17 protein-coding genes and 1 pseudogene are annotated in these 24,511 nt (G+C 66.3%); 5 read left to right on the forward strand and 13 right to left on the reverse strand.

Features of this window, described 5'->3' with window-relative positions:
* Positions 1 to 9 precede the first annotated feature (9 nt).
* Together KRX55_RS09670 and gndA are read right to left on the reverse strand one after the other, a co-directional pair.
* Positions 10 to 1,416 (reverse strand): DEAD/DEAH box helicase, encoded by a 1,407-nt coding sequence (locus KRX55_RS09670; protein ID WP_218407530.1) that lies wholly within the window; start codon positions 1,414 to 1,416, stop codon positions 10 to 12.
* Positions 1,417 to 2,868: an NADP-dependent phosphogluconate dehydrogenase gene (gndA, locus tag KRX55_RS09675; RefSeq protein ID WP_218407531.1), complete on the reverse strand. Its 1,452-nt coding sequence runs from the start codon at positions 2,866 to 2,868 to the stop codon at positions 1,417 to 1,419.
* Between the two features lie 143 nt (positions 2,869 to 3,011).
* On the opposite strand from gndA, the gene KRX55_RS09680 reads away from it, so the two are divergent.
* Positions 3,012 to 3,479 carry a PaaI family thioesterase gene (locus KRX55_RS09680; RefSeq protein ID WP_218407532.1) on the forward strand — a complete coding sequence of 156 codons (468 nt, stop codon included), beginning with the start codon at positions 3,012 to 3,014 and terminating at the stop codon, positions 3,477 to 3,479.
* Between the two features lie 62 nt (positions 3,480 to 3,541).
* The gene (locus KRX55_RS09685) at positions 3,542 to 3,994 is read left to right on the forward strand and encodes a PaaI family thioesterase (protein ID WP_218407533.1); all 453 of its coding nucleotides are present in this window, start codon (positions 3,542 to 3,544) and stop codon (positions 3,992 to 3,994) included.
* A gap of 684 nt (positions 3,995 to 4,678) precedes the next feature.
* Here the strand turns inward: KRX55_RS09685 and KRX55_RS09690 are convergent.
* A pseudogene (locus KRX55_RS09690) lies at positions 4,679 to 6,923 on the reverse strand (bifunctional hydroxymethylpyrimidine kinase/phosphomethylpyrimidine kinase).
* 225 nt (positions 6,924 to 7,148) lie between these two features.
* Here KRX55_RS09690 and KRX55_RS09700 point away from each other — a divergent pair.
* The gene (locus KRX55_RS09700) at positions 7,149 to 7,742 is read left to right on the forward strand and encodes a class I SAM-dependent DNA methyltransferase (RefSeq protein ID WP_218407536.1); all 594 of its coding nucleotides are present in this window, start codon (positions 7,149 to 7,151) and stop codon (positions 7,740 to 7,742) included.
* A gap of 200 nt (positions 7,743 to 7,942) precedes the next feature.
* On the opposite strand, the gene KRX55_RS09705 is transcribed toward KRX55_RS09700, so the two are convergent.
* Positions 7,943 to 9,355 (reverse strand): NAD(P)/FAD-dependent oxidoreductase, encoded by a 1,413-nt coding sequence (locus KRX55_RS09705; protein ID WP_218407537.1) that lies wholly within the window; start codon positions 9,353 to 9,355, stop codon positions 7,943 to 7,945.
* A 231-nt stretch (positions 9,356 to 9,586) separates the two neighbouring features.
* On the opposite strand from KRX55_RS09705, the gene KRX55_RS09710 reads away from it, so the two are divergent.
* A complete protein-coding gene (locus KRX55_RS09710) occupies positions 9,587 to 10,927 on the forward strand; it encodes a class I SAM-dependent methyltransferase (protein ID WP_218407538.1) in 1,341 nt (446 codons plus the stop codon).
* Positions 10,928 to 10,932: 5 nt separating this feature from the next.
* Here the strand turns inward: KRX55_RS09710 and KRX55_RS09715 are convergent, their stop codons facing one another.
* From KRX55_RS09715 to KRX55_RS09730, 4 genes are all read right to left on the reverse strand, one after another.
* Positions 10,933 to 11,598 carry a histidine phosphatase family protein gene (locus KRX55_RS09715; RefSeq protein WP_218407539.1) on the reverse strand — a complete coding sequence of 222 codons (666 nt, stop codon included), beginning with the start codon at positions 11,596 to 11,598 and terminating at the stop codon, positions 10,933 to 10,935.
* A gap of 29 nt (positions 11,599 to 11,627) precedes the next feature.
* Positions 11,628 to 12,305 carry a DedA family protein gene (locus tag KRX55_RS09720; protein ID WP_255567744.1) on the reverse strand — a complete coding sequence of 226 codons (678 nt, stop codon included), beginning with the start codon at positions 12,303 to 12,305 and terminating at the stop codon, positions 11,628 to 11,630.
* A 210-nt stretch (positions 12,306 to 12,515) separates the two neighbouring features.
* Positions 12,516 to 13,877, reverse strand: coding sequence for an MFS transporter (locus KRX55_RS09725; protein ID WP_200257447.1), 1,362 nt, complete (start codon positions 13,875 to 13,877; stop codon positions 12,516 to 12,518).
* 335 nt (positions 13,878 to 14,212) lie between these two features.
* A complete protein-coding gene (locus KRX55_RS09730; protein ID WP_218407540.1) occupies positions 14,213 to 17,155 on the reverse strand; it encodes an FAD-binding and (Fe-S)-binding domain-containing protein in 2,943 nt (980 codons plus the stop codon).
* Positions 17,156 to 17,538: 383 nt separating this feature from the next.
* Here KRX55_RS09730 and KRX55_RS09735 point away from each other — a divergent pair, with 383 nt between their 5' ends.
* Positions 17,539 to 18,516, forward strand: a complete 978-nt coding sequence (locus KRX55_RS09735; RefSeq protein WP_248094834.1) for a bile acid:sodium symporter family protein — start codon at positions 17,539 to 17,541, stop codon at positions 18,514 to 18,516.
* A gap of 21 nt (positions 18,517 to 18,537) precedes the next feature.
* Here the strand turns inward: KRX55_RS09735 and KRX55_RS09740 are convergent, their stop codons facing one another.
* The 5 genes from KRX55_RS09740 to KRX55_RS09760 form a co-directional block, all read right to left on the reverse strand.
* A complete protein-coding gene (locus KRX55_RS09740; protein WP_370625818.1) occupies positions 18,538 to 19,701 on the reverse strand; it encodes a cysteine desulfurase family protein in 1,164 nt (387 codons plus the stop codon).
* Positions 19,698 to 20,570: a carboxylating nicotinate-nucleotide diphosphorylase gene (gene nadC, locus KRX55_RS09745; protein WP_370625819.1), complete on the reverse strand. Its 873-nt coding sequence runs from the start codon at positions 20,568 to 20,570 to the stop codon at positions 19,698 to 19,700. Before nadC ends, KRX55_RS09740 begins: the two co-directional genes overlap by 4 nt.
* A gap of 2 nt (positions 20,571 to 20,572) precedes the next feature.
* On the reverse strand, positions 20,573 to 21,910 hold the full coding sequence (gene nadA, locus KRX55_RS09750; RefSeq protein ID WP_218407541.1) for a quinolinate synthase NadA: 1,338 nt from the start codon (positions 21,908 to 21,910) through the stop codon (positions 20,573 to 20,575).
* A 49-nt stretch (positions 21,911 to 21,959) separates the two neighbouring features.
* Positions 21,960 to 22,619 carry an NUDIX hydrolase gene (locus KRX55_RS09755; RefSeq protein WP_248094846.1) on the reverse strand — a complete coding sequence of 220 codons (660 nt, stop codon included), beginning with the start codon at positions 22,617 to 22,619 and terminating at the stop codon, positions 21,960 to 21,962.
* Positions 22,620 to 23,310: 691 nt separating this feature from the next.
* On the reverse strand, positions 23,311 to 23,973 hold the full coding sequence (locus KRX55_RS09760; protein ID WP_218407542.1) for a hypothetical protein: 663 nt from the start codon (positions 23,971 to 23,973) through the stop codon (positions 23,311 to 23,313).
* Positions 23,974 to 24,511: the final 538 nt, after the last annotated feature.

The raw sequence follows: 24,511 nt of genomic DNA on the forward strand, positions 1-24,511 counted from the left end.
ACGTCGCGGTCAGCGGCGTCGGCGGCGACGACGCGGGGTGCCGTCTGAACCGGGCTCCGGCCGGGGCTTGCGGTCGGCGGATCGTTCAGCGCTGGGGGAGACCTTACCGCGCCCCTGTCCGTTTCCCCTAGCCGCCGGATCGCCTGCGGGTCTTGCGGAACGTCGGCGCTTCGGGGGGACACCCCGGGCGCCGCCACGACCCTGGCCGCGGGACTGCTGCTGTTTCGCACCGGGATTGGTCAGCGGCTCGCCTGACGGGGGACGGGCACCGGTGATCGTCGCGAGTTCGGGGGAGGAGGGCGTCACCCTGATCTCATCCGCGGTGACGCCCGCCTTCTTGAACAGCGTACGGACCTCGGCTACCTGCTCATCGGTGACGAGTGTGACCACGGTCCCCTTCTCTCCGGCCCGGGCGGTTCGTCCGGCGCGGTGGAGGTAGGCCTTGTGCTCTGCCGGCGGATCGATGTGGACGACGAGGGATACGTCGTTGATGTCGATGCCGCGGGCGGCGATGTCGGTGGCGACGAGAACCGGGATCGATCCGTCGGAGAAACCGGCCAGCGCGTTTGCGCGGGTGTTCTGTCCCTTGTCACCGTGGAGGCCGACGGCGTTGATGCCGACCCGGCGGAACTTCTTGACCTGCCGGTCCACGCCGTGCTTGGTGCGCATGAACATGATCGTACGGCCGGCCCGGGCGGCGATCTCCGCGGCGACCTCTCCACGGTTGTCGCGGTCACCGACGAGGAGCCGGTGATGGGACATGGTGTCCACCGATGCCCCGACGGGGGCGGTGGAGTGGGTCACCGGATCGTGCAGGTAGCGGTTGACCAGTTTGGTCACGTCACCGTCCAGCGTCGCGGAGAAGAGCAACCGTTGGCCGCTCTCCGGGGTGAGATCCATCAGCTTGCGCACCTGCGGGAGGAAACCCATGTCGGCCATCTGGTCCGCCTCATCGAGGGCGGTGATCTCGATGTCGCTGAAGGAAAGGATCTTCTGGTTGACCAGATCCTGGGCGCGACCCGGGGTCGCGACGAGGAGATCGACGGGTCGGGCGAGTGCGCTGATGTTGCGCTTGATGTTCACGCCGCCGACGACCTCGAGCACCCGGAGACCCAGGGCCTGTGCGGGAGCGTCCAGGCGCTCCTTGACCTGGGCCGCGAGTTCCCGGGTGGGGACGAGGACCAGTCCGCGAGGGCGCCCTGGCTTGGAGGCGCCGGATTTCGCGAGCCGGGTCAGCATGGGGAGACCGAAGGTGAAGGTCTTGCCCGAGCCGGTCGGGCCGCGGCCCAGCACGTCACGGCCGCTGAGTGCATCGGGTATCGCGGCGGCCTGGATGGGGAAGGGTTCGGTGATGCCCTGTCGTTTCAGTTCGTGGACGACGGGGGTGGGCAGACCGAGATCGGAAAAGGATGTCATTTAGGCTTGGACCTCAGACCTGTCTCCGGACCATTCCGTGTGGAAGTGGCCGGGACGGTCAGTTCTTTCATAGGTGTGGGCACCGAAGTAGTCTCGTTGCCCCTGGATCAGAGCGGCGGGAAGCCGTTCTGCACGGAGACTGTCATAGTAGGACAGTGATGACGCGAACACCGGGACCGGCAGGCCCTGGCGCGTTGCGTTGATGACGACCCGGCGCCAGGAATCGACCAGATCGACCATTTCGCCGGTGAAGTAGGAGTCGAGCAGAAGGGACTCGATGTCGGGATCCGCGTCGTACGCGTCCCGGATGCGGTTCAGGAAGGTGGCACGGATGATGCAGCCGCCGCGCCAGATCGTCGCGAGGTCCCGGGGGTCGACGTTCCAGCCGTGTTCCTCGGAGCCGGCCCGGATCTCGTCGAAACCCTGCGCGTAGGCGACGAGCTTCGAGGCGTAGAGCGCACGGCGCACGTCCTCCACGAAACGCTCGCGCTCATCGGCGGACACCGGGCCGGCGACGTTGCCGGAGGGCAGTACGCCCGTCGTCGCGGAACGCTGCGCGCGGGCACCCGAGAGCGCGCGGGCGAACACGGCCTCGCCGATGGCGGTCACGGGGACCCCGAGATCGAGTGCGGCCTTCACCGTCCACCTGCCGGTTCCCTTCTGGCCCGCGGCATCGACGATGACGTCGATCAACGGTCGGCCGGTTTCGGCGTCGACCTGGTCGAGGACCTCGGCGGTGATCTCCACCAGGTACGAGTTGAGGTCACCGGTGTTCCATTCGCGGAACACACCGGCGATCTCCTTCGGCTCCATGCCGACCGCGTAGCGGAGCAGGTGGTAGGCCTCGCCGATGACCTGCATGTCGGCGTACTCGATGCCGTTGTGCACCATCTTGACGAAGTGTCCGGCGCCGTCGGGGCCGATGTGCGTGCAGCAGGGGACACCGTCGACCTCGGCGGCGATGGATTCGAGCAGCGGACCGAGGGATTCGTAGGATTCCGCGGGACCACCCGGCATGATGGCGGGGCCGTTCAGGGCACCTTCCTCACCACCGGAGATGCCCGCTCCGACGAAGTGCAGGCCACGGGCCCGCATCTCCGCTTCACGACGGATCGTGTCCGTGTAGAGGCTGTTGCCGCCGTCGATGATGATGTCGCCTTCCTCCATGGCGTCGGCGAGTTGGCCGATGACCGCATCGGTCGCTCGGCCGGCCTGGACCATGATGAGGGCGCGACGCGGGCGCTGCAGGGAGGAGACGAATTCATCGATCGTCTTCGCGGGGATGAAGGTGCCCTCGTCACCGTGATCGGCGATGAGGACGTCGGTGCGTTCGGGGCTGCGGTTGTACACCGCGACCGTGTGTCCGTGGCGGGCGAAGTTCCGGGCGATGTTCGATCCCATCACAGCGAGTCCGACGACGCCGATCTGGGCGAGGTGCTTCTGGTCAGTCATGTCTCCACATCGTACCCGCTAACTGTGTCCGACCGGGCACCCGAGGGCCCTTAGCGGGCACCGGGTGCAGGTTGTGGCGTCTCACGCTCCCCGTGGTCGACCGGTTCACCCGGCGGAGCCGGACGGGTTTATGGTTGGTGGCTATGGATGCCAGCAACCTCACTCTGAACCAGCTTCTCGCACTCGCCGCCGACCGCCCGCTGCACATGCGGGAACTCGCCCGGTTCGGCGATCTGAACGGCGGAATCGATCGCCTCCTCGGCCTCCGGTACCTGGAGATCACGCCCGACGGTGTCCGGGCGGAAATGCACATCACCTCGGACCACCTCGACTGCGGTGGGAGCAACGTCTCCCGAGCGGTGTGCCTCGCCGTCGCCGAATCGGTCGGCAGCGTCACCGCGGCCGTCGCTGCGCGGGGAAACCAGATCAACGTGGCGCACGTGACGGGGGAATTCTGCCGCAACATCGCCGCCGGGGTGATCGAGATCACCGGAACATTCATCAACGACGGTGACTCGGTAGCCCTCGTCGACGTCAGCGTCACCAATCGCGGGGACCTCATCCTCCGCAGCACGCAGCGTTCGGTGCGTGTGATCCCGTCCGCGCAATGATCCGCGCCGGTCGGTGTCCCGGGGCGTTCCCAGGTGGTCGGGTGCGAACTATGCTGGGCGGCATGAATCCAGCAGACCCGACACTGACAGAAATGCTCATGCAGGCAACCGAACGTGATCTCACGACCGAGGAGATCGGCGAGGTCAACCGCAGCAACCCCGGGGTCGATCCGCACATGGGCATCCGCTACACGCGGATCGGTCCGAAGGGCGTCCGGGCCCGGCTCAAGGTCGGCCCCGAGCATCTGCAGCCGTTCGGGCTCGTCAACGGCGGTGTGCTCGCACTCCTCGCCGAATCCGCAGGCTCGATCATGGCGATCATCGCGGCGAAGGCGGTCGCCGTCGGAGTGAACAACAACACGGACTTCATCAAGTCGGTGACTTCGGGAGTGATCGAGGTGGAGGCAGTCCCCGTCCACGTCGGCGGCACGACGCAGCTGATCGAGATCACGATGAAGAACAACGGCCAGGTGGCGGCGAGGAGCCGACTCCGCACCCTGTCGCTCCGGAGCTGATCTGCGGCCCCTCCCGGTCGCCGGGAGGGGGCGTTGACCACCCCGCCACAGAAACGAAGCCCTGTCCGGCACATCGGACAGGGCTTTTCCCGGTGCTCACGGATCGGCCGTTCACCCCGGACACGGGGGGGGCGACGGCGAGGGATCCCGTTGATCAGTGCGAGGCGGCGGTGTCGTTCGGCCCCACACCGCCTGTGCGGATCGGTCCGGCCGGTCTCGGCGGACGCGACCGCTCCGACTCGCGGGCTGCCCCGGGTCGTTCTCGGAGCCGTCCCCATCGCGGTCCTCGGACTCGTCCTTTCACGGTCGGTCGAGTGCGGTTTCCTCGTGGCCTCACCGCCGCTCCGGCGGTGGGAATCGATGTCGCTTCCGGATCCGCGGGCCAGGGGCGTTGTCGGCAACCCCGGGCCGCGCCTCAGCGGGATTCACGGGGACCGGCGCAGGACCGGACGGCCCCGGCATTCGATCATTGAATCCGGGAATCCGGCGGGCTGAACCTCCGCGATCCCCGAATTGACCCCCACGAGGGGATCCGTCCGGCGAGGATCGGTCCGGGGGGCAGACCGTCGACGCGACGGGGCGGGCCGCAACTGTCACAGGCGCCGGAGCACACCCCCGTACGCCTGGGGATCAACCGGCCCGCGGCCATGAGCCGCAGGGCACGGAGAGGGAACCCGGACCGTGTCACATCCCGAACCGGTCGGCCTGGTCGAAGAACTCCCGTTCGTGGACGCAGGCGCTGAGGTAGGCGCGGGCCGCCCGGGCGCGCTGTTCCGGGGACGCTGCGGCGAGAGCCCGCTCCACCCGTTCCACGGCGGCCCGCGTTTCCGCGACGAACTCCTCGGCCGCGTACTCGGTCAGCCAGGCGTGGTACGGATGCTGCGGGTGGTTGTGTTCCGCCAGCTCCAGGCCGATCTCGACGTACAGCCAGAAGCAGGGGAGTACCGCCGCCGCCCCGACGACGTAGTCCTCGCCCAGCGTGCTCGCGCGCAGGAAGTCGGTGTAGGCGTTCGTGATCGGGGAGGGTCCGCCGATCCGCTCACGCTCGGAGAGCCAGGCCCTGTGCAGCTCGGCCTCGCCGAGGATGCATCCGACGGCGTTCTGGGCCCAGGCGATCTGGTCCCCGGTGTCCGGGGCCCTGACAGCCAGTGCGGCCAGGGCCCGGGCGTACTCGTCGAGATAGTGGGCGTCCTGGTCCAGGTAGAACGTGAATGCCTCCTCCCGGAGGGTCCCCGCCCGAAGTCCCTTGATCAGTGGGAGATCCATGATCTCCGCCCAGACGTCAGCCGTCGCCTCCCAGAGTGCGGCGGTCCAGGGGCCGGCCGGGGAGACCCGCGGTGCGGGCGCGGTGCGCCCGGCGGCGATCACCAGCGACCCGGGTGCCTCTCCGGAGGGCATGGGGGCGATCAGGTGACGCCAGGGGGTGGTGTCCGCGGCCCGGGCGAGACGGCGGGCCCGGTGGCTGTGGTCGACCGGGCCGTGGCCGTGGCCGACCTCGAGCCGGTGTGCGTGTTCGATGGATTCATTGAGCCAGCCGGTCGCCCAGTCCAGTGCACTCTCCGGGTCTTCGGTGGCCGCCAGTCGGGTGGCCAACGCGGAGGACAGTGAACATCCGGTCCCGTGTGTGCAGGATGTGTCGTGTCGAGGGGCGGACACGGTGTGCACGTTCCCGTCTGGGGCGACGAGGGCGTTTCCCGCCTCCACGGTGGTCAGGTGCCCGGCCTTGACAACCACGGAGGTGCCGGTCTCGGAGGCGAGCATCCGGGCCTGCGCGATCGCCCCGGTGAAGTCCGTGGCCGGGGTCGCGTCGCACAGGACGGCGAGTTCGGGGATGTTCGGGGTCACCACGTCGACGTCCCGCACGAACTCGCGGAGAGCGCCTTCCGCGGCCTCGTCCAGCAGCCTGTTTCCGGAGGTGGCGACCATCACCGGATCGAGGATGATCCATCGGGGGCGGTGGTCGTGGAGATACCGGCGGACCAGATCGACGGTGGCGGCGTCTCCGAGCATTCCGATCTTGACCGCGTCGACGTCGACGTCATCGAAGACGGCGTCCAACTGCGCGGAGAGGAACTCCAGTGGGGGCGTGTGGACCTCGCGGACTCCCCGGGTGTTCTGCGCGACGAGTGACGTCGTCACCGCCATGCCGTAGCCGCCGGCGGCGGCGATCGACTTCAGATCCGCGTGGATCCCGGCCCCGCCACTGGGGTCGGTGCCGGCGATTGACAGTACTCGGGGCAGAGCTGGGGACACGTCGAATTCTCCTGGTCGGTCAGCTGCGGTGGACTTCTGTGGGGCGGAACCGGTTGAGCAGCGTGCGTGCGGTCGCGTACGGGTCGTCGGCGGACATCAGCACGGTGGAGACGCAGACCCCGTCGACGGCGGTGGCGCCAAGCTTATCCACGTTGTCGGGGGTGATCCCTCCGAAGGCGATCGTCGTCACACCCGCGGCGACGGCGATCCCGGCGACATCGTCGACGACATCCGTCCCCAGCGATGGGGCCCGGCGGCGGCGCGTGTCGGTCGCCCAGACGGGGCCGATCCCGATCACGTCGGGAACACGGACACCGGAATCGTCGCAGTCGGCGAGGAGCGTCCTGAGCTCCCCGGGCCCGTCGACGGACACACCGATCATCAGTTCACCCGGCATCAGCCGGCGGGCTTCGGGGTAGGCCATGTCGGCGTGCTCGAGGTGCAGGTGGAAGCCGTGCCGGAGTGCGACGCGGAAACGATCGTGGACGAAGACCGGAACATGGAACGGTGTGTGCGGGCCGGGATCGGCGATGGTCCGGGACACCGCGCCACGGATCCTCAGCGCCTGTTCCGCGAAGACCGCGTCGCTCGCGGCCCGGTTCCGCAACTGGATCACGCTGACCCCGCCCCTGACGGATTCGGTGATCACCTCCCCGGTCCGATCGGTGGAGACCATGGCCGACGGGTCGGCGCTCAGATAGAGGCCCCAGTGGTTCTCGGCGAGACCGGTCACTGTGCAACTCCTCGTGATCGGGGCGGCCGTGGCATTGGCCGGCCGTTCGGTTCGGGGACGGTTTCGCCGAGAATAGCATGTAGTCGCGCGTGTGGGTTAGGACACCCTTTCCGGCCGTTTTGAGTCGAAGTTCGGTCGGTTCGGCTTCGGGTCGGTAGCGTGGATTCCATGCCCACGTGGAAAGAAGTCATCGCAGCCAATCCCGACCACTCCGAGCAGTACGCGGCCAGGTGGCGTATGTTCGCCGCACAGGGCCGCGACCTCGACGGTGAGGCCCGGCTGGTGGATGCCCTCGCACGGAACCGGGGTTCCCGGATCCTGGATGCGGGCTGCGGCACCGGGAGGGTCGGGGGCGTGCTCGCCGCTCGCGGGCACGAGGTGACGGGGGTGGATCTGGACCCGGTGCTCATCGGCCACGCGGAGAGGGACTTCCCCGGTAGCCGGTGGGAGGTCGGGGACCTCACCGCCGGCGAAGTTCCCGACGGAGAGTACGACCTGATCGTCTCCGCCGGAAACGTCATGACCTTCCTGCCCGTGGACGGCCGGCTCGCCGCTCTCCGGGCGTTGACCGGAGTCCTGGCGCCCGACGGCCGGATGGTGATCGGGTTCGGTGCCGGCCGCGGCTACGGATTCGACGAGTTCATCGCCGATGCCGCTGAGGCCGGCCTGGAACCCCAGCACCGGTGGGGGACGTGGGAGATCGACCCGCTCACCGCGGATTCCGACTTCATGGTCGCCGTGCTAGTGCACCGGAGCAGCTAGCGGCGGTCCGGGCGGCAGTTCCGTCATCGGATGCAGGCGGTGGAGCGCGGGTGATGCTCTACCGTGTTCCCCCGGAGGGCGACACCGGGGGACGTCCGGTGGGGGAGCCGATGGTACGGCCGGTCGCACCGGAATCATCCCGGTGCGACCGGCCGTCGTTCGTCACAGTCCCGGTGTCCGGGACCGGTGGAGGACCCGGATCAGGCTTTCCCGGCCCTGCCGTTGAACCGGTCCGTGTCCTTGACCTCGATGAGTTCGTCTTCTTCGCCCGCCAGGTCTCGCAGCTTCGCGAGTGCGGTCCGGGCGTGCATCTGCTGGCGGGTGGTGGCGAGCTGCCAGCGGTTCCGAGAGAGCACATTCAGTCCCCAGGCCACGGCGGCGACGAAGCGGTTCCGGAAGCCCACGAGGAACATCAGGTGCACGGCGAGCCACAGGATCCACGCGAAGAACCCGGTCAACTCCACCTTGCCGATCTTCACCACGGCGGAGAAGCGGGAGACCGTCGCCATCGAACCCTTGTCGTGGTACTCGAAGGGCTCCCGCTCGGATGCCTGGGCGCCCTCGGCGGTGCGGATGATCTGTTCAGCCGAGTACTCGCCCGCCTGGATCGCGACCTGCGCGACTCCGGGGAGTTTGTTCAGCGACATCATGTCGCCCACGATGAAGACGTCGCTGTGCTCACCGACCGTGCAGTCGGGATTCACGGGTACGCGCCCGGCGCGGTCGGCCTCGACACCGCACTGGTCGGCGATGAGCTTACCCAGCGGAGAGGCCTGCACTCCGGCGGACCAGATCTTGCAGAATGCGGGGATGGTCTCGACGGAGTCGTCGACCATCGACTTGTAGGTGACCGCATTCTCATCGACATCCGTGACCATGGCGTTGAGTTTCACGGTGACGCCGAGCTTCTCCAGCTGGCGCTGCGCATTCCGCCCGAGACGCTTCCCGAAGGGCGGCAGTACCTGGGGCGCGCCGTCGAGAAGGACGATCTTCGCGCTCTCCGTGGTGATGTTCGAGTACTCGCCGCGGAGCGTGCGGTGCGCCATCTCCGCCAACTGCCCGGCGAGCTCGACGCCCGTCGGGCCGGCGCCGACGATGACGAAGGTGAGCAGGCGTTCGCGCTCGACCGGGTCGGTGCAGATCTCCGCACGTTCGAAGGCGCCGATGATCCGGGCGCGGAGCTCGAGTGCGTCGTCGATGGACTTCATGCCGGGGGCGTACTCGGCGAATTGATCGTTACCGAAGTAGGACTGGCTCGAACCGGCGGCGACGATCAGGGAATCGTAGGCGTACGCGCGCTCGAAATCGCCCAGTCGGGCGGTGACCAGCTTTCCGTCGACGTCGATGTCCGTGACCTCTCCCTTGACGACATGGACGTTGTCCTGGTCCTTGAGGATCTGGCGGGTGGACGGGGCGATCTCGCCGGAGGAGAGGATACCGGTGGCCACCTGGTAGAGCAGTGGCTGGAAGAGGTGGTGGTTGGTGCGGTCGATCAGGGTGACGTCGACGTCGGCGTCCGCGAGTTTCTGGACGGCGAACAGGCCACCGAAGCCCGAGCCGATGACGACGACGTGGTGGCGGCCGCCCTCGGGACGGAAAGGCTTGTCAGTCATTTAGGTGTTGTCTCCTGGGTAAGGATCTGGAGCCGCAGGAGCGGGCTGCGGCAGTACGGGGCTTCATCGTAGTACGTTGTCGGATAAATCACATCACCCCGGCTCACAGGGCGATGTCTGCGGGGATCGCAGGCAGCCGCGGGTTACTATCGCCGCACGCTTGCCCTGTGCTCCACCCGACGTCTACCACCCGACAGTCCAACGCATCGAAAACGGAAGTATTCAGAAACCATGCCCGGCCCCGCATTCGGGGGATACACCCCCGCTCATCTCGTCCACGTCGACGCTTCCAGATGGCCCGGTGTCGCGATCGTGCCGGACAACCGGATCCTGCGCCACCGGGCGGCTGCTGCGGAGTCCCGGTTCGCGGCCGCGTGCGCCTCCGCCGGTATCGTCCTGGACCCCGAGGCTCCGGGCGGTGCCGATCTGACCGTGGAGAACGAGGAGCTGTTCCTGCGGCTGGCCGACAGCGGTTGGCTGGGACTGGCCGAGGGCTACATGGCCGGAGAATGGCGGAGCCGGGACCTGGTGTCGTGCCTGGCTGGCCTGCTCGACTGCGGATTCGCGCCCCGGGGAAAGCTCCGGTCGGGCTCGCCGAGGGGAGTCGCTGCGGGAGGATACGCCGGTGGTGAGCTTCCCGGGGACCTCGTCCGTAACTTCTCCGGTGACGGGATGTCGGCGTTCGGCGCCAGGTTCTCCTCCGGGGTGCCGACGACGGTCCGGACCTCGGTACCGAGCTTCGTCCGCGGTGCGGGTCGGGGGAGCGAACCGTCCAGCCATTTCGTCGACATCACGACTCTCGCACCACCGGTGGCGGTGGAACGGGCGGATCTCGGTCAGGCACAGCAACGCGCCGCCGAGGCACTGCTCGACGCCGCGCGGGTGCACAGGGGGACGGATCTCGTCGAGTTCCCCTGCGGTGGGGGGACGGTGGCCCTCGCCGCGGCTCGACGGGGCGCCACCGTCGATTGCCTCACGGCTGATCCGGAACTGGCCGGAACGGTCCGCGGGCTTCTCGACCGCGACGTGGACGGTGGCCGAGTACACGTGACCGTGACGAAGAACCCGATCCCGACGCGCCTGGACTGGATGGGCACGTACGACTCGCTCGTGAGTGTGGAGAAGCTGGAGGTTCTCGGTGCCTCCGGCAGGTCCGACTACCTACGTACCGTGGAGCAGATGCTCGCCCCCGGTGGATACGCGGCCCTCCAGAGCGTCGTGGCCACCGAGGGCATGCGCCGTGCGGGACGTGACGCCCTCGCGGTCTCCCGGGCCTACATCTGGCCCGCACTCGAGCACATCACCACGGAGGATCTGCACCGTGCCGTGGACCGGTCGACCGAACTACGGATAGTCGCGGAGGTCCACTTCGCGCCCCACTACGAGTCCACCCTGCACCTGCAGCGGGAGATTTTCAGGGCCAATGAGCGCAGTGCCGCGGCGGACGGGTTCGACATCGTGTTCCGGCGCCTGTGGGACTACCAGCTGGCGTTGATGGAGGCGATGTTCCGGTTGGGCTGGCTGGACGCGGTCCAGGTCACCGCGACCTCGCGGCGACCGCTGCACCGCTGAGACCGTCAGTGGTCCCAGGAGATGAGCCGCCAACGCCCGAAGGGGGAGTCTCCGGGTTCCAGGATGACGAGCCCCGTGTTCGGGATCGGGTGAGCCTCCTCAACGGCGATTCCGGTGGCGTGGCGCGCGAACAGGCGCATCGCCGAGGCGTGGGCCACGACGACCGCGTCGCCGTCCGGACGCCGGGCCATCTCCCGCAGTACGATCCCCTCGAGTACCGGGCGGTAGCGCCCCAGGAACGTGGTGATGTTCTCACCTCCGGGGGGCATCCCGGTGGTGTCCCCGTTCAGTGCCGCGAGATGGGCGGCGCGGAAGGTCTCCAGCGAGGTGATGTCGGTCATGTCCTCGAGGTCACCGGCGGAGAATTCGTGCAGCCCCGGGCGGGTTGTCAGTGGCACGGTACCGGAAGCGAGCCCGGCGTGTCGCTCGAGGGATTCGACGAGCAGCTTGCCGGTGGTCCTCGCGCGGAGAGCCTCGGAGGTGTGCACGCCCGTGAGTCGGCCCGGGTCGCCGTTCGCCGCCCCGAGCATCTCGGCGAGTCGTCGGCCCACCTCGACGGCCTGGCTGCGGCCGAGTTCCGTCAACGGGGCTCCGGGAGGACGTGTGTCCAGTGAATGCCGGATGTTCGCTGTCGTTTCTCCGTGTCGGACCAGAATCAGACGGCCGGTCATGGTCTACTCCTCGTGTGTGTCTGGGGTGGTCATCGTCCCGGCGCCGGGGCTCCGGGAGTGTCGGTCTTGCCGGGCTGCGGTCCGACCGCCCGGCGCGAGCGCCGGAGCAGGGTCGCCGTCTTGATGAGCATGGGGAACAGGACGAGGGAGACCCCGACGACGATGACCCAGTGCATGTACTCCTGTACGACGGGAACCTCCCCGAGAAGATACCCCGCGGAGGTGACCCCGGCGCCCCACAGCACGCTGCCGATCACCGAATAGAAGGTGAACGTCCGGTGCGCCATGGATGAGAACCCGGCGACAACCGGGGTAACGGTGCGGACGACCGCCACGAATCTGGCGAGCGTCACCGTAGCGGGTCCGAAACGGTCGAAGAAGTGGTTGGTCCGTTCGACGGCCTCGGGACCGATCCACCTCATCGCCTGGGAATCCAGTGCCCTGGGGCCGTAGCGTCGACCTATGAGGAACCCGAGCTGATCACCGAGGATCGCGGCGAGTGGGATCCCGATGAGCAGAACCCACAGTGGTGCAAACGGATTCTCGGCGTGGGCCATGATGCCGGCCGTGAAGAGCAACGTGTCTCCGGGGAACACGAACCCGATGAGCAGGCCGGTCTCCATGAACACGATGGCGAGTATCCCGAGCAGACCGAACGAGTTGACTAGTGTGTCCACGTCGAACAACGGCGGCCACCTGCTCTCCATCTGAATGTTCCGTTCGCGGGTCGCTACGGAATCGATCCACCTCTCGGGTGGCTTTCTTCCCGATGATACGACACGGGGCGTCGGGCGGTTACCCGTGGAGTCCGTTGACCCCGGGTGGGCGTGTGCCGACCGGTGGTTCGGGGTGACCGGGCCGTCGTGGTCGGGGGTACACCCGTCCCGGGTTCCGGTGACGTGTGCAGGCGCTGGGTACTAGATCTCCGTCATGTCCACGTAGCGGGTCTCGTGCATGCAGCGGATCGCGATGAGGGAGATCACCGAGACCGCGGCCAGATAGAAACCCACGGATGCCACACCGAAGGCGGCGACCAGTGCGGTGGCGACGAAGGGTGCGATCGCCGCGCCGAGGATTGAGGCCAGGTTGTAGGCGATTCCGGAGCCGGTGTACCGGACGTTGGTGGGGAAGAGCTCCGGTAGCACCGCGGACATGGGGCCGAAGATCAGCCCCATGATGAACATTCCGATGGTCAGGAACGCGAGAGTGCTTCCGGTGGTGGCGGTGTCGGGGCTGAGGAACAGCGGGAATACCAGGCCGAAGCCGATCATCATCAGTGAGACGATGCTCAGCGTCCGGCGGCGCCCCCGGGAATCAGCGAGCCGTCCGGAGAGGAGGATACCGAGGATGAAGGCGAAGATGGAGATCAGCTGGATCTTCAGGAAATCGGTGTAGTTGATCCCCAGTCCGAGCCCCTTCTCCCGTGGGCCGATCCCGTAGGAGAGGACCCATGTGGTGACGAGATAGAACAACGTGTAGCAGCTGACCATGATGAATGTTCCGAGCACCAGCGGACGGAAGGATGTGCGGAATACCTCGGCGACCGGGGCATTCACCTTCTTGCCGCTCTGGACCGCACTGGTGAACACCGGGGTCTCCTCCAGTTTGAAGCGGACGTAGAGCCCGATGACGACCATGACCGCCGAGAGCAGGAACGGGATGCGCCAGCCCCATGTCATGAAGGCTCCGGTGGTGTCACCGTTGGTGTGCCCGAGTGTGCTCACGAGGATCAGGAAGAGTCCGTTGGCGGCGAGGAATCCGAAAGGCGCTCCGAGCTGCGGCCACATCGCCGCCCAGGCGCGCTTGCCCTTTTCGGCTGTCTCCGTGGCGAGCAGTGCCGCGCCGGACCACTCCCCGCCCAGACCGAGTCCCTGGCAGAAGCGCATGAGCGCCAGCAGTGCGGGCGCGAGGACCCCCGCCATCGCGTAGGTCGGTAGCACACCGATGAGGAAGGTCGCGATACCCATGGTGAGCAACGACGCCACGAGAGTGGCCTTTCTGCCGATTCTGTCACCGAAATGTCCGAACACGACCGAACCGAGGGGGCGGCCGAGGAATGCGAGCCCGAAGGTCGCGAAAGAGGCGAGGAGAGCCACGGTGTGGTCCTCGTTCGCGGGGAAGAACAGGTACGGGAAGACCGCGACGGCTGCACTCGCGTAGGCGTAGAAATCGTAGAATTCGACGGTTGTCCCCACCAGTGAGGCGATGACGATCCGGCGTCGCGTACGTCGGTCGAAGCGCGGTCGGGTGGTGGATACCGGGGTGGTGGTTCCGGTCATGGGAGTGGGGGTTCCTTCGTGCGGAGAGGTGTATCGGTGATTGGTGTCCCTGACCTGTGGAGTCAACGATGTGGTGGGGACCGGTGCGGTGATGTGTCACCACACCAAAAGCAGGTAGTATCATACACCTTTCTTTTCACGGTACAGAACCCGAATTCCACTCCATGGGAAACGGTCGTCGGCGCACTCCATTCGCCGGGGGCGGGTCCACCTGCCTTCTCCGTGGGCTCCGTGGTGACGGCCGGGGTCGCCGCGGACCATCCGCGACCGGTGGTCGGAACCGGTCGAAGGCGCCCGGAGGGCCTGCTTCCCACGGGAATACCGGGGTCACGGGGTCACGGGGTCACCACGGGACGGGACGCCTTCTCCAGGAGGGATGCCACGCTCTGGTAGGGCTTGCCCGCGATCATCTCGAGCCCCATCTCACAGGTCCGGTTGTCGGAGACGAACGCATCGAAGTGTCCGGTGAGCCCCGCGCGTTCCTCCCGGGTCGCGGACTCGACCAGTTCCGGGTGCAGCAGACCGCGGTCACCGGCGGTCCCGCAACAGGTCGCCTTGTCCGGGACGACGACCTCATCGGCGACCCTCCGTACGAGGCCGACGAGATCGTCGTTGAGTCCCATGTGGGTGGTCGAGCAGGTCGGGTGGACCGCGACCCTCCCCACCGAATCGGTGAACGTGAGTCCGTCGACGACCTCATCCCTCAACCAGTCGACTACATCGAGTATCCGGATCCGGGAGAAGTTCTCCGCGAGTTCACCGTCGAGGGCCCCGGGAACCTGCTCCAGGAGCCCGTGCGTGCAGCTCGCGGCGTCGACGACCACCGGCAGCACACCACCGTCGGTCCACCGCCACAGGTCGGCCGCTATGGCGCGGGCACGGTCCTCGAATCCACTGGTGTAACCCTTGGATGACCAGGGGGTACCGCAGCAGTTGCCCTCGACATCCCCGGGGATCCATACCGGTCGACCCGACCGACGTCCGAGCTCGACGACCGCCCGGGGTAGTTCGAGCTGGTCGGCCGGTGCACCGTGGGGACGTCCGAAGATCCTGTTGATGCACGCGGGGAAGTAGACGGCACTGGCGTTCTCACGCTCGGTGACCGGCATCCTCCGGGAGGCGGCGTGCGGCAGTTTGCCGGGGATGGTCGGCAGGATGTCGGAGGAGATCACCGAACGGCCCGCGTTCGCGACACCGCGCAGGGCACCGGTTCCGGAGATTCCGTCCAGAAGCTCCGCGGCCTTCACCCCGCCCCGGGCCGCACGCTCGAAGTGCCGGAAGTTGCGTGCCGTCCCGAGGGCGATGTGCTCGGCGGTGCCGTCGTGTTCGGCGGCGCGGAACATCTTCATGACCTTGCCGGTGTCGATGCTGATGGGACACGCGACGGCACACGTTCCGTCAGCCGCGCACATCTCGACAGCGTCGTACGCGTACTCCTGCTGGAGTTTGGCCAGCAGCTCGCTGCCCTCGGGCTGGCGGGCCATCTCCCGTCGCAGGACGATGCGCTGCCGAGGGGTGACCGTGACGTGCCGTGAGGGGCAGATCGGTTCGCAGAAGCCGCATTCCACACAGGCGTTGATCTCGTCCTCGACCCTGGGGAAGGACTTGAATCGCTGGAGGTGGATGTCCTGGCTCCGGGTGAGCTTGACGTTCGGGGCGAGAATGCCACGGGGATCGATGAGTTCCTTCACCCGCCACATCAGCTCCCAGGCGCGCTCACCCCACTCGCGGAGGAGGAAGGGTGCCATGTTGACGCCGGTGCCGTGCTCGGCCTTCAGCGACCCCTGGTACTCGTCGATGACGAGTCGGGCGAGATCATCGAGGAAATTCGCGTAGTGCGCACGCTCCCCGTCGTCGTCCAGGCGGGGGAGCAGGAAGAAGTGCAGGTTGCCGAACGCGGCGTGGCCCATGACCATCTCCGGGTAGCCGTAGCTGGAGAGCAGGTCCAGAAGATCCGCCGCCCCCTGACCGACCATGGCGGGCGGGAAGCAGACGTCCTCGGTGATCAGGGCAGTGCCCTGCGGGCGATCCCCGCCGATCAGCCCGAAGAGGCCGTTCCGGATCTTCCACGCACCGCGCTGGCCCTCCGGTGTGCGGTCGAAGGACAACGGGGAGAGTAGCGCCGCATCGGCGAGGACGTCCTGGGCCGCGGCGATCGCCCGGTCGAGCTCCTCCTCGGAGGTCCCGCCGACCTCCAGGAGCAGTGCCGCGGTGTTGTCGTCGATGTCCGCCCACTCGGCGGGCGCCTCGCGGAAGTTGTCGACGGAGCGCTTCAGCACCGGAGCGACGAGCAGCTCACAGGCCTGCGCACCGGTGTCCATCAGTGGCGCGACATAGGAGGCCGCCTGCCGCAGGTCGGGGAGCATCACCCAGGAGACTGCCTTGTACCGCGGCAGCTCGATGGTGCGGATGACGGACTCGGTGATCGCGCCGAAGATCCCCTCGGACCCCACCATCAGGCGCATGAGGATGCGGACGGGGGTGTCCTCATCGAGGAAGGCGTCGAGGCGCAGTCCGTTGGTGTTCCGGATGGAGAACTTCCTGCGCAGGAACCCGACCAGCTCCTCGTCCCGGCGGATCTCGTCACGCAGCGCGAGTAGACCGGCGACGAGTCCGGGTTCGGCGGCCGCCAGTTTCTCCTCCGCGCCGGGGTCGGTGGTGTCCACGATGGTGCCCGAGGGGAGGACGAAGGTGGCCTCCTCCAACGTGTGGTAGCTGTCCCGTTCGAGGGAGCAGCGCATTCCCCCGGCGTTGTCCGCGAGGACCCCTCCGATGGTGCACACGGACGTCGAGCCCGGATCGGGGCCGATCATGTGGCCGTGCCGTGCGAGGACCGCCTGTGCGTCCCCGAGGACGACACCCGGTCGCGACCAGATGCGCTTCCCGCCGTCGCGTACCTCCATACCGGTGAAGTGGGTCTTGACGTCGACGAGGATGTCCTCGCTCATGGCCTGCCCGTTGAGGGAGGTTCCGGCGGCCCGGAACGTGATCTTCCGGTCGTTCAGGGACGCGAAACGCATGAGTCTCGCGAGGTCGTGGGCGTTGCGTGGCCGAACCACGATCTGCGGGACGGTGCGGTACGGGCTGGCGTCCGAGGCGTAGCGGATGAGATCGCTGACCCGGCCGGAGACGTTCTCCGCGCCGAGGAGCGTCTGCAGTGCCTTGAGTAGGGGAGCAGGGGCACCGTTCACGCGTTCGGCGGGGACGGCGTCCGGCTGTGGGGAGGCACCCTCGGGGCGTCCGATACGACTGGGATCCGGAGTCAGCAGCTTCTTCATGAATGCAGTCTAACGCGCATGAAACGACATCGGGCGTCACACTCTGGAGTTCTTTCGACTCTATATAAATTAGGCTGACCTTGCTCTTTGTCTGGAGATATCTCCAACTACGGAAATCGTCCCGAGACGGATCGGTGTTTCCGGGGGTGATTTAAAGGGGGTGCCGTGGGAGCTGTCCCGTTTAGCTGACGGTGATGGTTGCACTACGGTTAGCCGGAGTTGACGATCCGGTGCAACACCTCCGCGCTGGGCGTCGGCATTCACCGGATGCGGCACCACCCTGGCCCCGGAACTGCGGCCGACCCGACAACCGCCGAGCCCGCAGCCGCCCGCGCCGTCGAGGCCGGGCACAGCGAAGAAAAACCAGTGGAAGGAAATGCCCCGTGTCCCTGCTCGACAGTCACAGTGCGCCGCACCCGCCCGAGACGGCCGACATGGAGGAACGCTCGGCGACGCTCGCCGTTCTCGCGTTCCCGGCGGTCGTCATCATCGGCGCATTCATCGCCTACCTCATGCCGGACACGTTCATCCCGCTGAAGTCCTGGATCTCGCCGGGACTCATGGTGATCATGTTCTGCATGGGACTCACACTGACCCTGCCCGACATCGGGACAGTGGTGAAACGACCCTGGCCGATCTTCCTCGGCGTCGTCGCCCAGTACATCGTCATGCCGCTGTCCGCCGTCGTTGTCGCCAAGGCACTCAACTTCGGACCGGAGGTGGCGGTCGGCCTGCTCATGCTCGGGTCCGTTCCCGGCGGCACGGCGTCGAACGTCATCGCCTACCTCGCCAAGGGAGACGTCGCGTTGTCCGTGGCGATGACCAGCGTCTCCACGCTGCTCTCTCCGATCGTCACGCCGATGCTGATGCTCTACCTGGCTGACGCCCAGGCTGACGTCGATGCAGGCGGTATGACCTGGTCCCTGGTCAAGACGGTGCTCATCCCGGTCGGTCTCGGTCTCATCCTCAGGGTGTTCTTCGACCGCTTCGTCAACATGATTCTCCCGGTTCTCCCGTGGTTGTCCATCGGCACCATCGGAATGGTCCTCATGGTCGTCGTCGCGCTGTCGGCAGACAAGCTCGCTGTGGTCGGGCTAGTCGTCCTGCTCGGGGTGATCATCCAGAATCTCCTCGGCTACCTCGTCGGCTACTACGCCCCGAAGCTACTGGGCCAGAAGACCGCGGCCTGCCGGACGACCGCCATCGAGGTGTCGACCCAGAACTCCGGGCTCGCCTCCGCGCTGGCCACCCAGTTCTTCAGCCCCGAGGCCGCGATCCCGGGCGCCATCGCCGCCATCTGGGCCAACGTCTCCGGGGCGCTCTACGCCGCCATCGTGCGCCGCATGCCCATCAGGGACTGACCGACCCCGCGGGACCCCGGCTCAGGACCCGTGTCGGAGAGCGGCGACCACCGCCGCCAGCTCCCCGGCGGCGGCCGCGAGATCAGCTTCGGTGGTCGCCCGCCCCAGACTGAATCGGAGTGCCGTGCGGGCGAGGTCTTCCCCGATTCCCATCGCGAGCAGGACGGGGGAGGGGTCCTGGGATCCCGCGGCACACGCCGAGCCGGAGGAACAGATGATGCCCCGTCGCTCCAGCTCGATCAGCACGGTCTCGCCGTTCACGCCGTCGATGACGAAGGACGCGTTGCCGGGTAGGCGGCGGGTCGGGTGACCCGTCAGCCGTGCACCGGGAACCGTCGCCAGCACCCGCCCGATGAACCCGTCCCGCAGCCGGGTCATCCGTTCGGCCGTCGATGCGCGTTCCGACTCCGCCGAGACCAGGGCCGTGGCCAGCGCGACGGCACCGGCCACATCCTCCGAACCGGAACGGCGGCTCCGTTGCTGGCCACCACCGTGGATCAGGGGTTCGACGGGAACCGATGACCGCAGCCACACCAGCCCGGTTCCCCTCGGAGCCCCGAGCTTGTGCCCCGACAGTGACAGCGCGTCCACCGCGAGCGCCGAAGGGCGGATGTCCAGCTGCCCGGCGGCCTGCACCGCATCGGTGTGCAGGGGGACACCGTGTCTCCGGCACACGGCGGACAGGGCCTCGAGATCCTGGACCGTTCCGACCTCGTTGTTGGCCGCCTGCACCGACACCAGGACCGTGTCGGGACGGATCAGTGAATCCAGTTCCTCCGGGTCAACCAGGCCCGATCCGTCGCAGGTCAGGTGGTCCGTCCCGATGTCGTGGAACCTGCGCAGGTACGCGGTGCTCCCAGCCACCGCACTGTGCTCCAGTCGGGTGGTGAGGACACGGGCAGGCCGGCCGCTGGAGAGGGCGCCGAGGGCGATGCCCTTGACCGCGAGATTGTCCGCCTCCGTACCCCCGGAGGTGAACACCAGCTCGTCCGGTCGCACCCCCAGCGTGTCCGCGATCGCGCGCCTCGCCGCCGCCAGTCCGGCCCGAGCTGACTCGCCGACCCCGTGGTGGCTGGACGGATTGCCGAACTCCGTGGTGAGGAACGGCCACATCGCGCGCAGTGCCTCGGGACGTGGTGGCGTGGTGGCGGCGTGATCGAGGTAGATCAGGTCCCGAACGCTCACCGGGCGTCCCCGGAGGGCCGCACGATCACGTCGAGGCCGAGGTCCAGGGAACGGACGCCGTGGGTGAGCGCACCGACGGAGATCACGTCCACCCCGGTTCCGGCGATGTCGGTGACCGTGTCCAGACTAACCTGCCCCGAGGCCTCGACGATCGCCGCACCGCCGATGAGTGCCACGCCCTCCCGCAGCTGCTCCAGGCTGAAGTTGTCCAGCATGATGGAGTCGACGCCTGCCGCGAGGACATCGGGGATCTGGTCGACGCGGTCGACCTCCACCTCGATGTGGGTCGTGTGGGGGAGCCGGGAACGCGCCGACCGGAGAGCTTCGGTCACCGAGACCCCCTCGGCGAGCAGCACCGCCAGATGATTGTCCTTGACCATGACCGCATCGGACAACGTGGCCCGGTGGTTGTGACCGCCACCGTCCCGGACGGCCTTCTTCTCCAGCAGGCGCAGTCCCGGAGTCGTTTTCCGGGTGTCGACGATGCGGACACCGGTGCCGGCCACGGCGGCCACGTACCGGGAGGTGAGGGTGGCGATCCCCGACATGCGTTGGACGAGGTTCAGGCTGATCCGTTCCGCGCGGAGCACCGATCTGGCGGAGCCGGACACCTCCGCGAGAACGTCACCGGAAGAGAAGGTGGCGCCGTCCGCCAACCGGATATCGACCTGTGCACCGGGATCGACGCGCAGGAAGGCGGCGGTGAACACGGATCCGCCGGAGAAGACGCCGTCCTCACGGGCGGTGAGGGTGGCGGTGGCGTGGGCGTCGACCGGGATCAGTGTCTCGGAGGTCAGGTCGCCCCACGGGGCATCCTCGCTGAGGGCGTCGTCGATGATCCCGTTGATCTGTGCTGCGGTCGGATACACGGTCAGTTCCCCTTTCCGCTGGTCGATCCGGCCATCGGACGGGGTGCGACGGACAGCATGCGTTCCAGGGCGACACCCGCCTTTTCGGCGGTGTCCGGGGCGACGGTGATGCGGTTGACGGTGTCACCCTCGACGAGGGACTCGAGCACCCAGGCGAGGTACCCCGGGTGGATCCGGTACATGGTCGAACAAGGACAGATCACCGGATCCAGGCAGAAGATGGTGTGCTCGGGGTGCTCGGCGGCCAGACGCTGGACGAGGTTGATCTCGGTGCCGATCGCGAACACGGACCCCGGGGGAGCGGCGTTGATCGCCTTGACGATGAAGTCGGTGGAGCCGGCGGAGTCCGCGGCGTCGACGACCTCCATCGGACACTCCGGGTGCACGATGACGTGGGCGTCCGGATAATCGGCGCGGGCACGGTCGATCTGGTCGACGGTGAATCGCCGGTGCACGGAGCAGAAACCGTGCCAGAGCAGGATCCTGGCTTCGAGGAGCTGCTCCCGGGTGTTTCCGCCGAGCGGCAGGTTCGGGTTCCAGAGCGGCATCCGCGTCAGTGGGATTCCCCGTGCGCGGCCGGTGTTGCGGCCGAGATGCTGGTCGGGGAAGAACAGGACGCGCTGACCGCGCTCGAACGCCCACTCCACTACCGCGTCGGCATTGGAGGACGTGCACACGATGCCGCCGTGTTCACCGACGAACGCCTTCAACGCCGCCGAGGAGTTCATGTAGGTGACGGGGACGACCGGGGCGCGACCGTCACGGTCGGTGGCCGATCCGTAGATTTCGTGCAGCTGTTCCCAGCAGTCGGTGACCGCACCGAGTTCGGCCATGTCCGCCATCGAACAGCCGGCGGCGAGATTCGGGAGGATGACCTTCTGGTGGGGCGCCGAGACGATGTCCGCGGTCTCCGCCATGAAGTGGACGCCGCAGAACACGATGGCTTCGGCGGCGGGTCGGGTCCGCGCCGCGTTCGCTAGCTGAAAGGAATCGCCGACGAAATCGGCGTGCTGGACGATCTCGTCACGCTGGTAGAAGTGCCCGAGGACGACGACCTTCTCGCCGAGTGCGGCCTTCGCCGCGCGGATCCGTCCGTGGAGTTCCTCGTCGGTGGCCTTCCGGTATTCGGGCGGCAGGCTGCCCTGTCGGGGAGCGTCGTCGGGGATCGGATCCGACATTGATGCGCCGGGTCCGTATCCGGGGATGGCGTCGAACGTCCAGGGGGCCTCGGTGAGCGAGCTGCTGCAGGACGATCCGGCGCGGGTGCCGGCTGTGATCAGCTGTAGCGCCCGATCCACGGAGGCGTGTTCGCGTGGGTCGGTCGGTTCTCGGGTGGGCATGATGTACTGGTCCTCCGGTTATGCGGTTCAGGGGTGGTCGAAAACCGTGCTAAGGGCGGGCTGGACCCGGAGCACGGTAGCTGTAGAGCTTGGGCGGTCGGTGGGGCGTTCCGGTGAGCACCCGGCCGGTGTCGACGAGGTCGGGGGAGGAGATCATCGAGCGTCGGAAGTTCGCGGGGTCCAGGGGATGGCCGAGAACGGCTTCGTGGACGTGCCGCAGTTCGGCGAGAGTGAACGTGTCTCCGAGGAAGGACCTGGCGATGGCCGAGTACTCGACCTTGGTGCGCAGACGGTCGAGTGCGTAGTCGACGATCTCCAGATGGTCGAACGCGAGATCGGGGAGATCCTCAGCCGGAAACCAGCGGACGTTCTCCCGTTCTCCCGCGTGCTGTGCCTCGTCGGTCCGGAGCAGTGCCCAGTAGACGACGGAGACGACCCTGCCGGTGGGAGAGCGGTCCACGTTGCCGAACGTGTAGAGCTGTTCGAGATAGCTGGGTCGTAGGCCGGTGGTCTCCGCTAGCGTGCGGGACGCGGCTTCCTCCAGTCCTTCGTCGGCGGGGAGCCAACCTCCCGGTAGGGCCCACTGATCGAGGTGCGGGTCGCGGGTCCGTCTGACGAAAGGGGTCCACAGGGATGGCGTGGCCTCGGGCTCCGGGCGGAGGGCGAAGATCACGGTGGATACAGCCAGACGGGTTTCGGGCGGGGACACCGTTCCTCCTTTCATCAACCTTATGGTCTTGGTGACCTTTAGTGGTTGTCGACTCAGCTTACAGTCAAACAGACCAAAAGGCACCGACGATTGGAGGTCGGAACAAAAAGAGCACCATTGTCGGGTCGGTCTCCCGGGTCGGGGACCGGAACCATCTGACCGGCGGGGCCATCGGCGCCCCGGCCCGGCATGTGCGGGTCTGTGACACCGGCGACGATCCAGTAACAGCGGTGTTATTCTCGGTCAATAGACCCCATAAATGAATGAAGCCCGCCAGGCTGCCACCTGACGGACTTCGCTTATCACCCAGCTACAACCCTGGGGAAAGCACGGCCATGAGTTTACCGTCATCTGACAGAACACGCACACCAGCACGCGCGTGTGCTGCCCAACCGATTCCCCCGACACAGGTCGCATCAATACGTACCTCCGCGACATTGCTATCATGCGATTGTCAGGAATGGAAGGGAGGGGGCTATTTTTTGGCTTCTTCCGTCCGCGCTCTGTTGCGTTTGTTAATAGGGAATCTAAGCAAGAAGTATGCCGATTGAACAAGGCCGAAGCTTAGACTCACAACAATCCGGGAGTCCCCATACCCTATGTTGAAAAAATCAAACAAGAGGTAAAGTACTAAGGCTGGTGTTACAAGTATTGTTGTGAATATTAGGAACCTTTTCATTGTGCTCTGACCCTAACGGTATCTATTCCAGTCAACATGAGTACCGCCTGCAGCAACTCCGATAGTACATGCCGTCATGGTAATTGGTCCGCCAAGACCGCAATAGAATCCATTGACTACCGCTGCGGTGCATGCTCCTACATAGCTCTTCCAGCAGGGGTCTTTTTGAAGTGACGGAAAGTTATCGTACTTATCGGCCTCGTCCTGTGGCACAACTTCCGGTGAACCTGTAGATGGATGGAGTAGGAGCACTTTTCCCTCTAGATTCGTCGCTATTTCTTGTACGACGACCGTGGGGGTGCTAGCTGCAAGACGCTGCCTGTCCTCCATTGAAAAATCAGAGTACTTATTAAAATGTTCGACTAGCGCTGAAGAATTTTCAATGATAGAAATGTTTTCCTGATATTGAACGGGATCTTTCGCAATCTCTTCTTGTAGATCGAAAGTTTCGTACTCTTCCTGCGCAGAGTCTAGAATTTGCTGTTTATTACTTTTGGTTTCTGAACTGTTCTGGGAGCATGTCTCGTTCTGGTCGACGGGCTGGGCGACAGAGCTTTTCGGGGAGGCGGGAAGCAAGGCAGCGCTAGACGATTGGGCTGCGGCAGTAGTTGGGAGGAATGTGATCAGGCGGGCTGCGCCTGCAGCGATCACTGACTTACCTTTTAGAATGCGCATTTTACTCCTTGTAGTAGGTAAGAGAGTCTAATCGCGTAACTTTTGATCCCTGTTGGCCTGTGATCAGGTCCAATTTCTGCAAGACAGTGCTATTCCCTGCAACTTGTCTTAATGCTCTGAATATGAAGTGTCTCCGCACTGTGGTGGCCAGTAGATCATACCACCTTCGCAGATGTTGTAGCACCCGATATCGTCTGGAGTGGGGCCGCTGGGAAGTGGAGCGGTGTCCTGTATGGATGATCTATCTAGTGGCTAGGATGGTGCTGAGGGCAGGGTTGCTGGCCTGGTGAGGTGACGGGCATGGAGAACATTTCGGTTATAGTGAAATTTCTCTGTCATGGTGCTTGAGTTTACTGTATCGCAGTCGTGCTGTCGCGTCTTAGAAATAACTACAAGTGGGTACTTTGTATACCTAGTGTCGTCCGGAAGGTGGAAATTATTGTGAAGCGCGGCGGGCTACTCCCGTTGTTAACTCTTGGTCTTGTTGTTTCGACAGTTGTGGCGCCCGCGTGGAATACGAACACGCGTGAAGGTGATG

Source organism: Corynebacterium sp. TAE3-ERU16 (assembly GCF_019209935.1).
Classification (GTDB): domain Bacteria; phylum Actinomycetota; class Actinomycetes; order Mycobacteriales; family Mycobacteriaceae; genus Corynebacterium; species Corynebacterium antarcticum.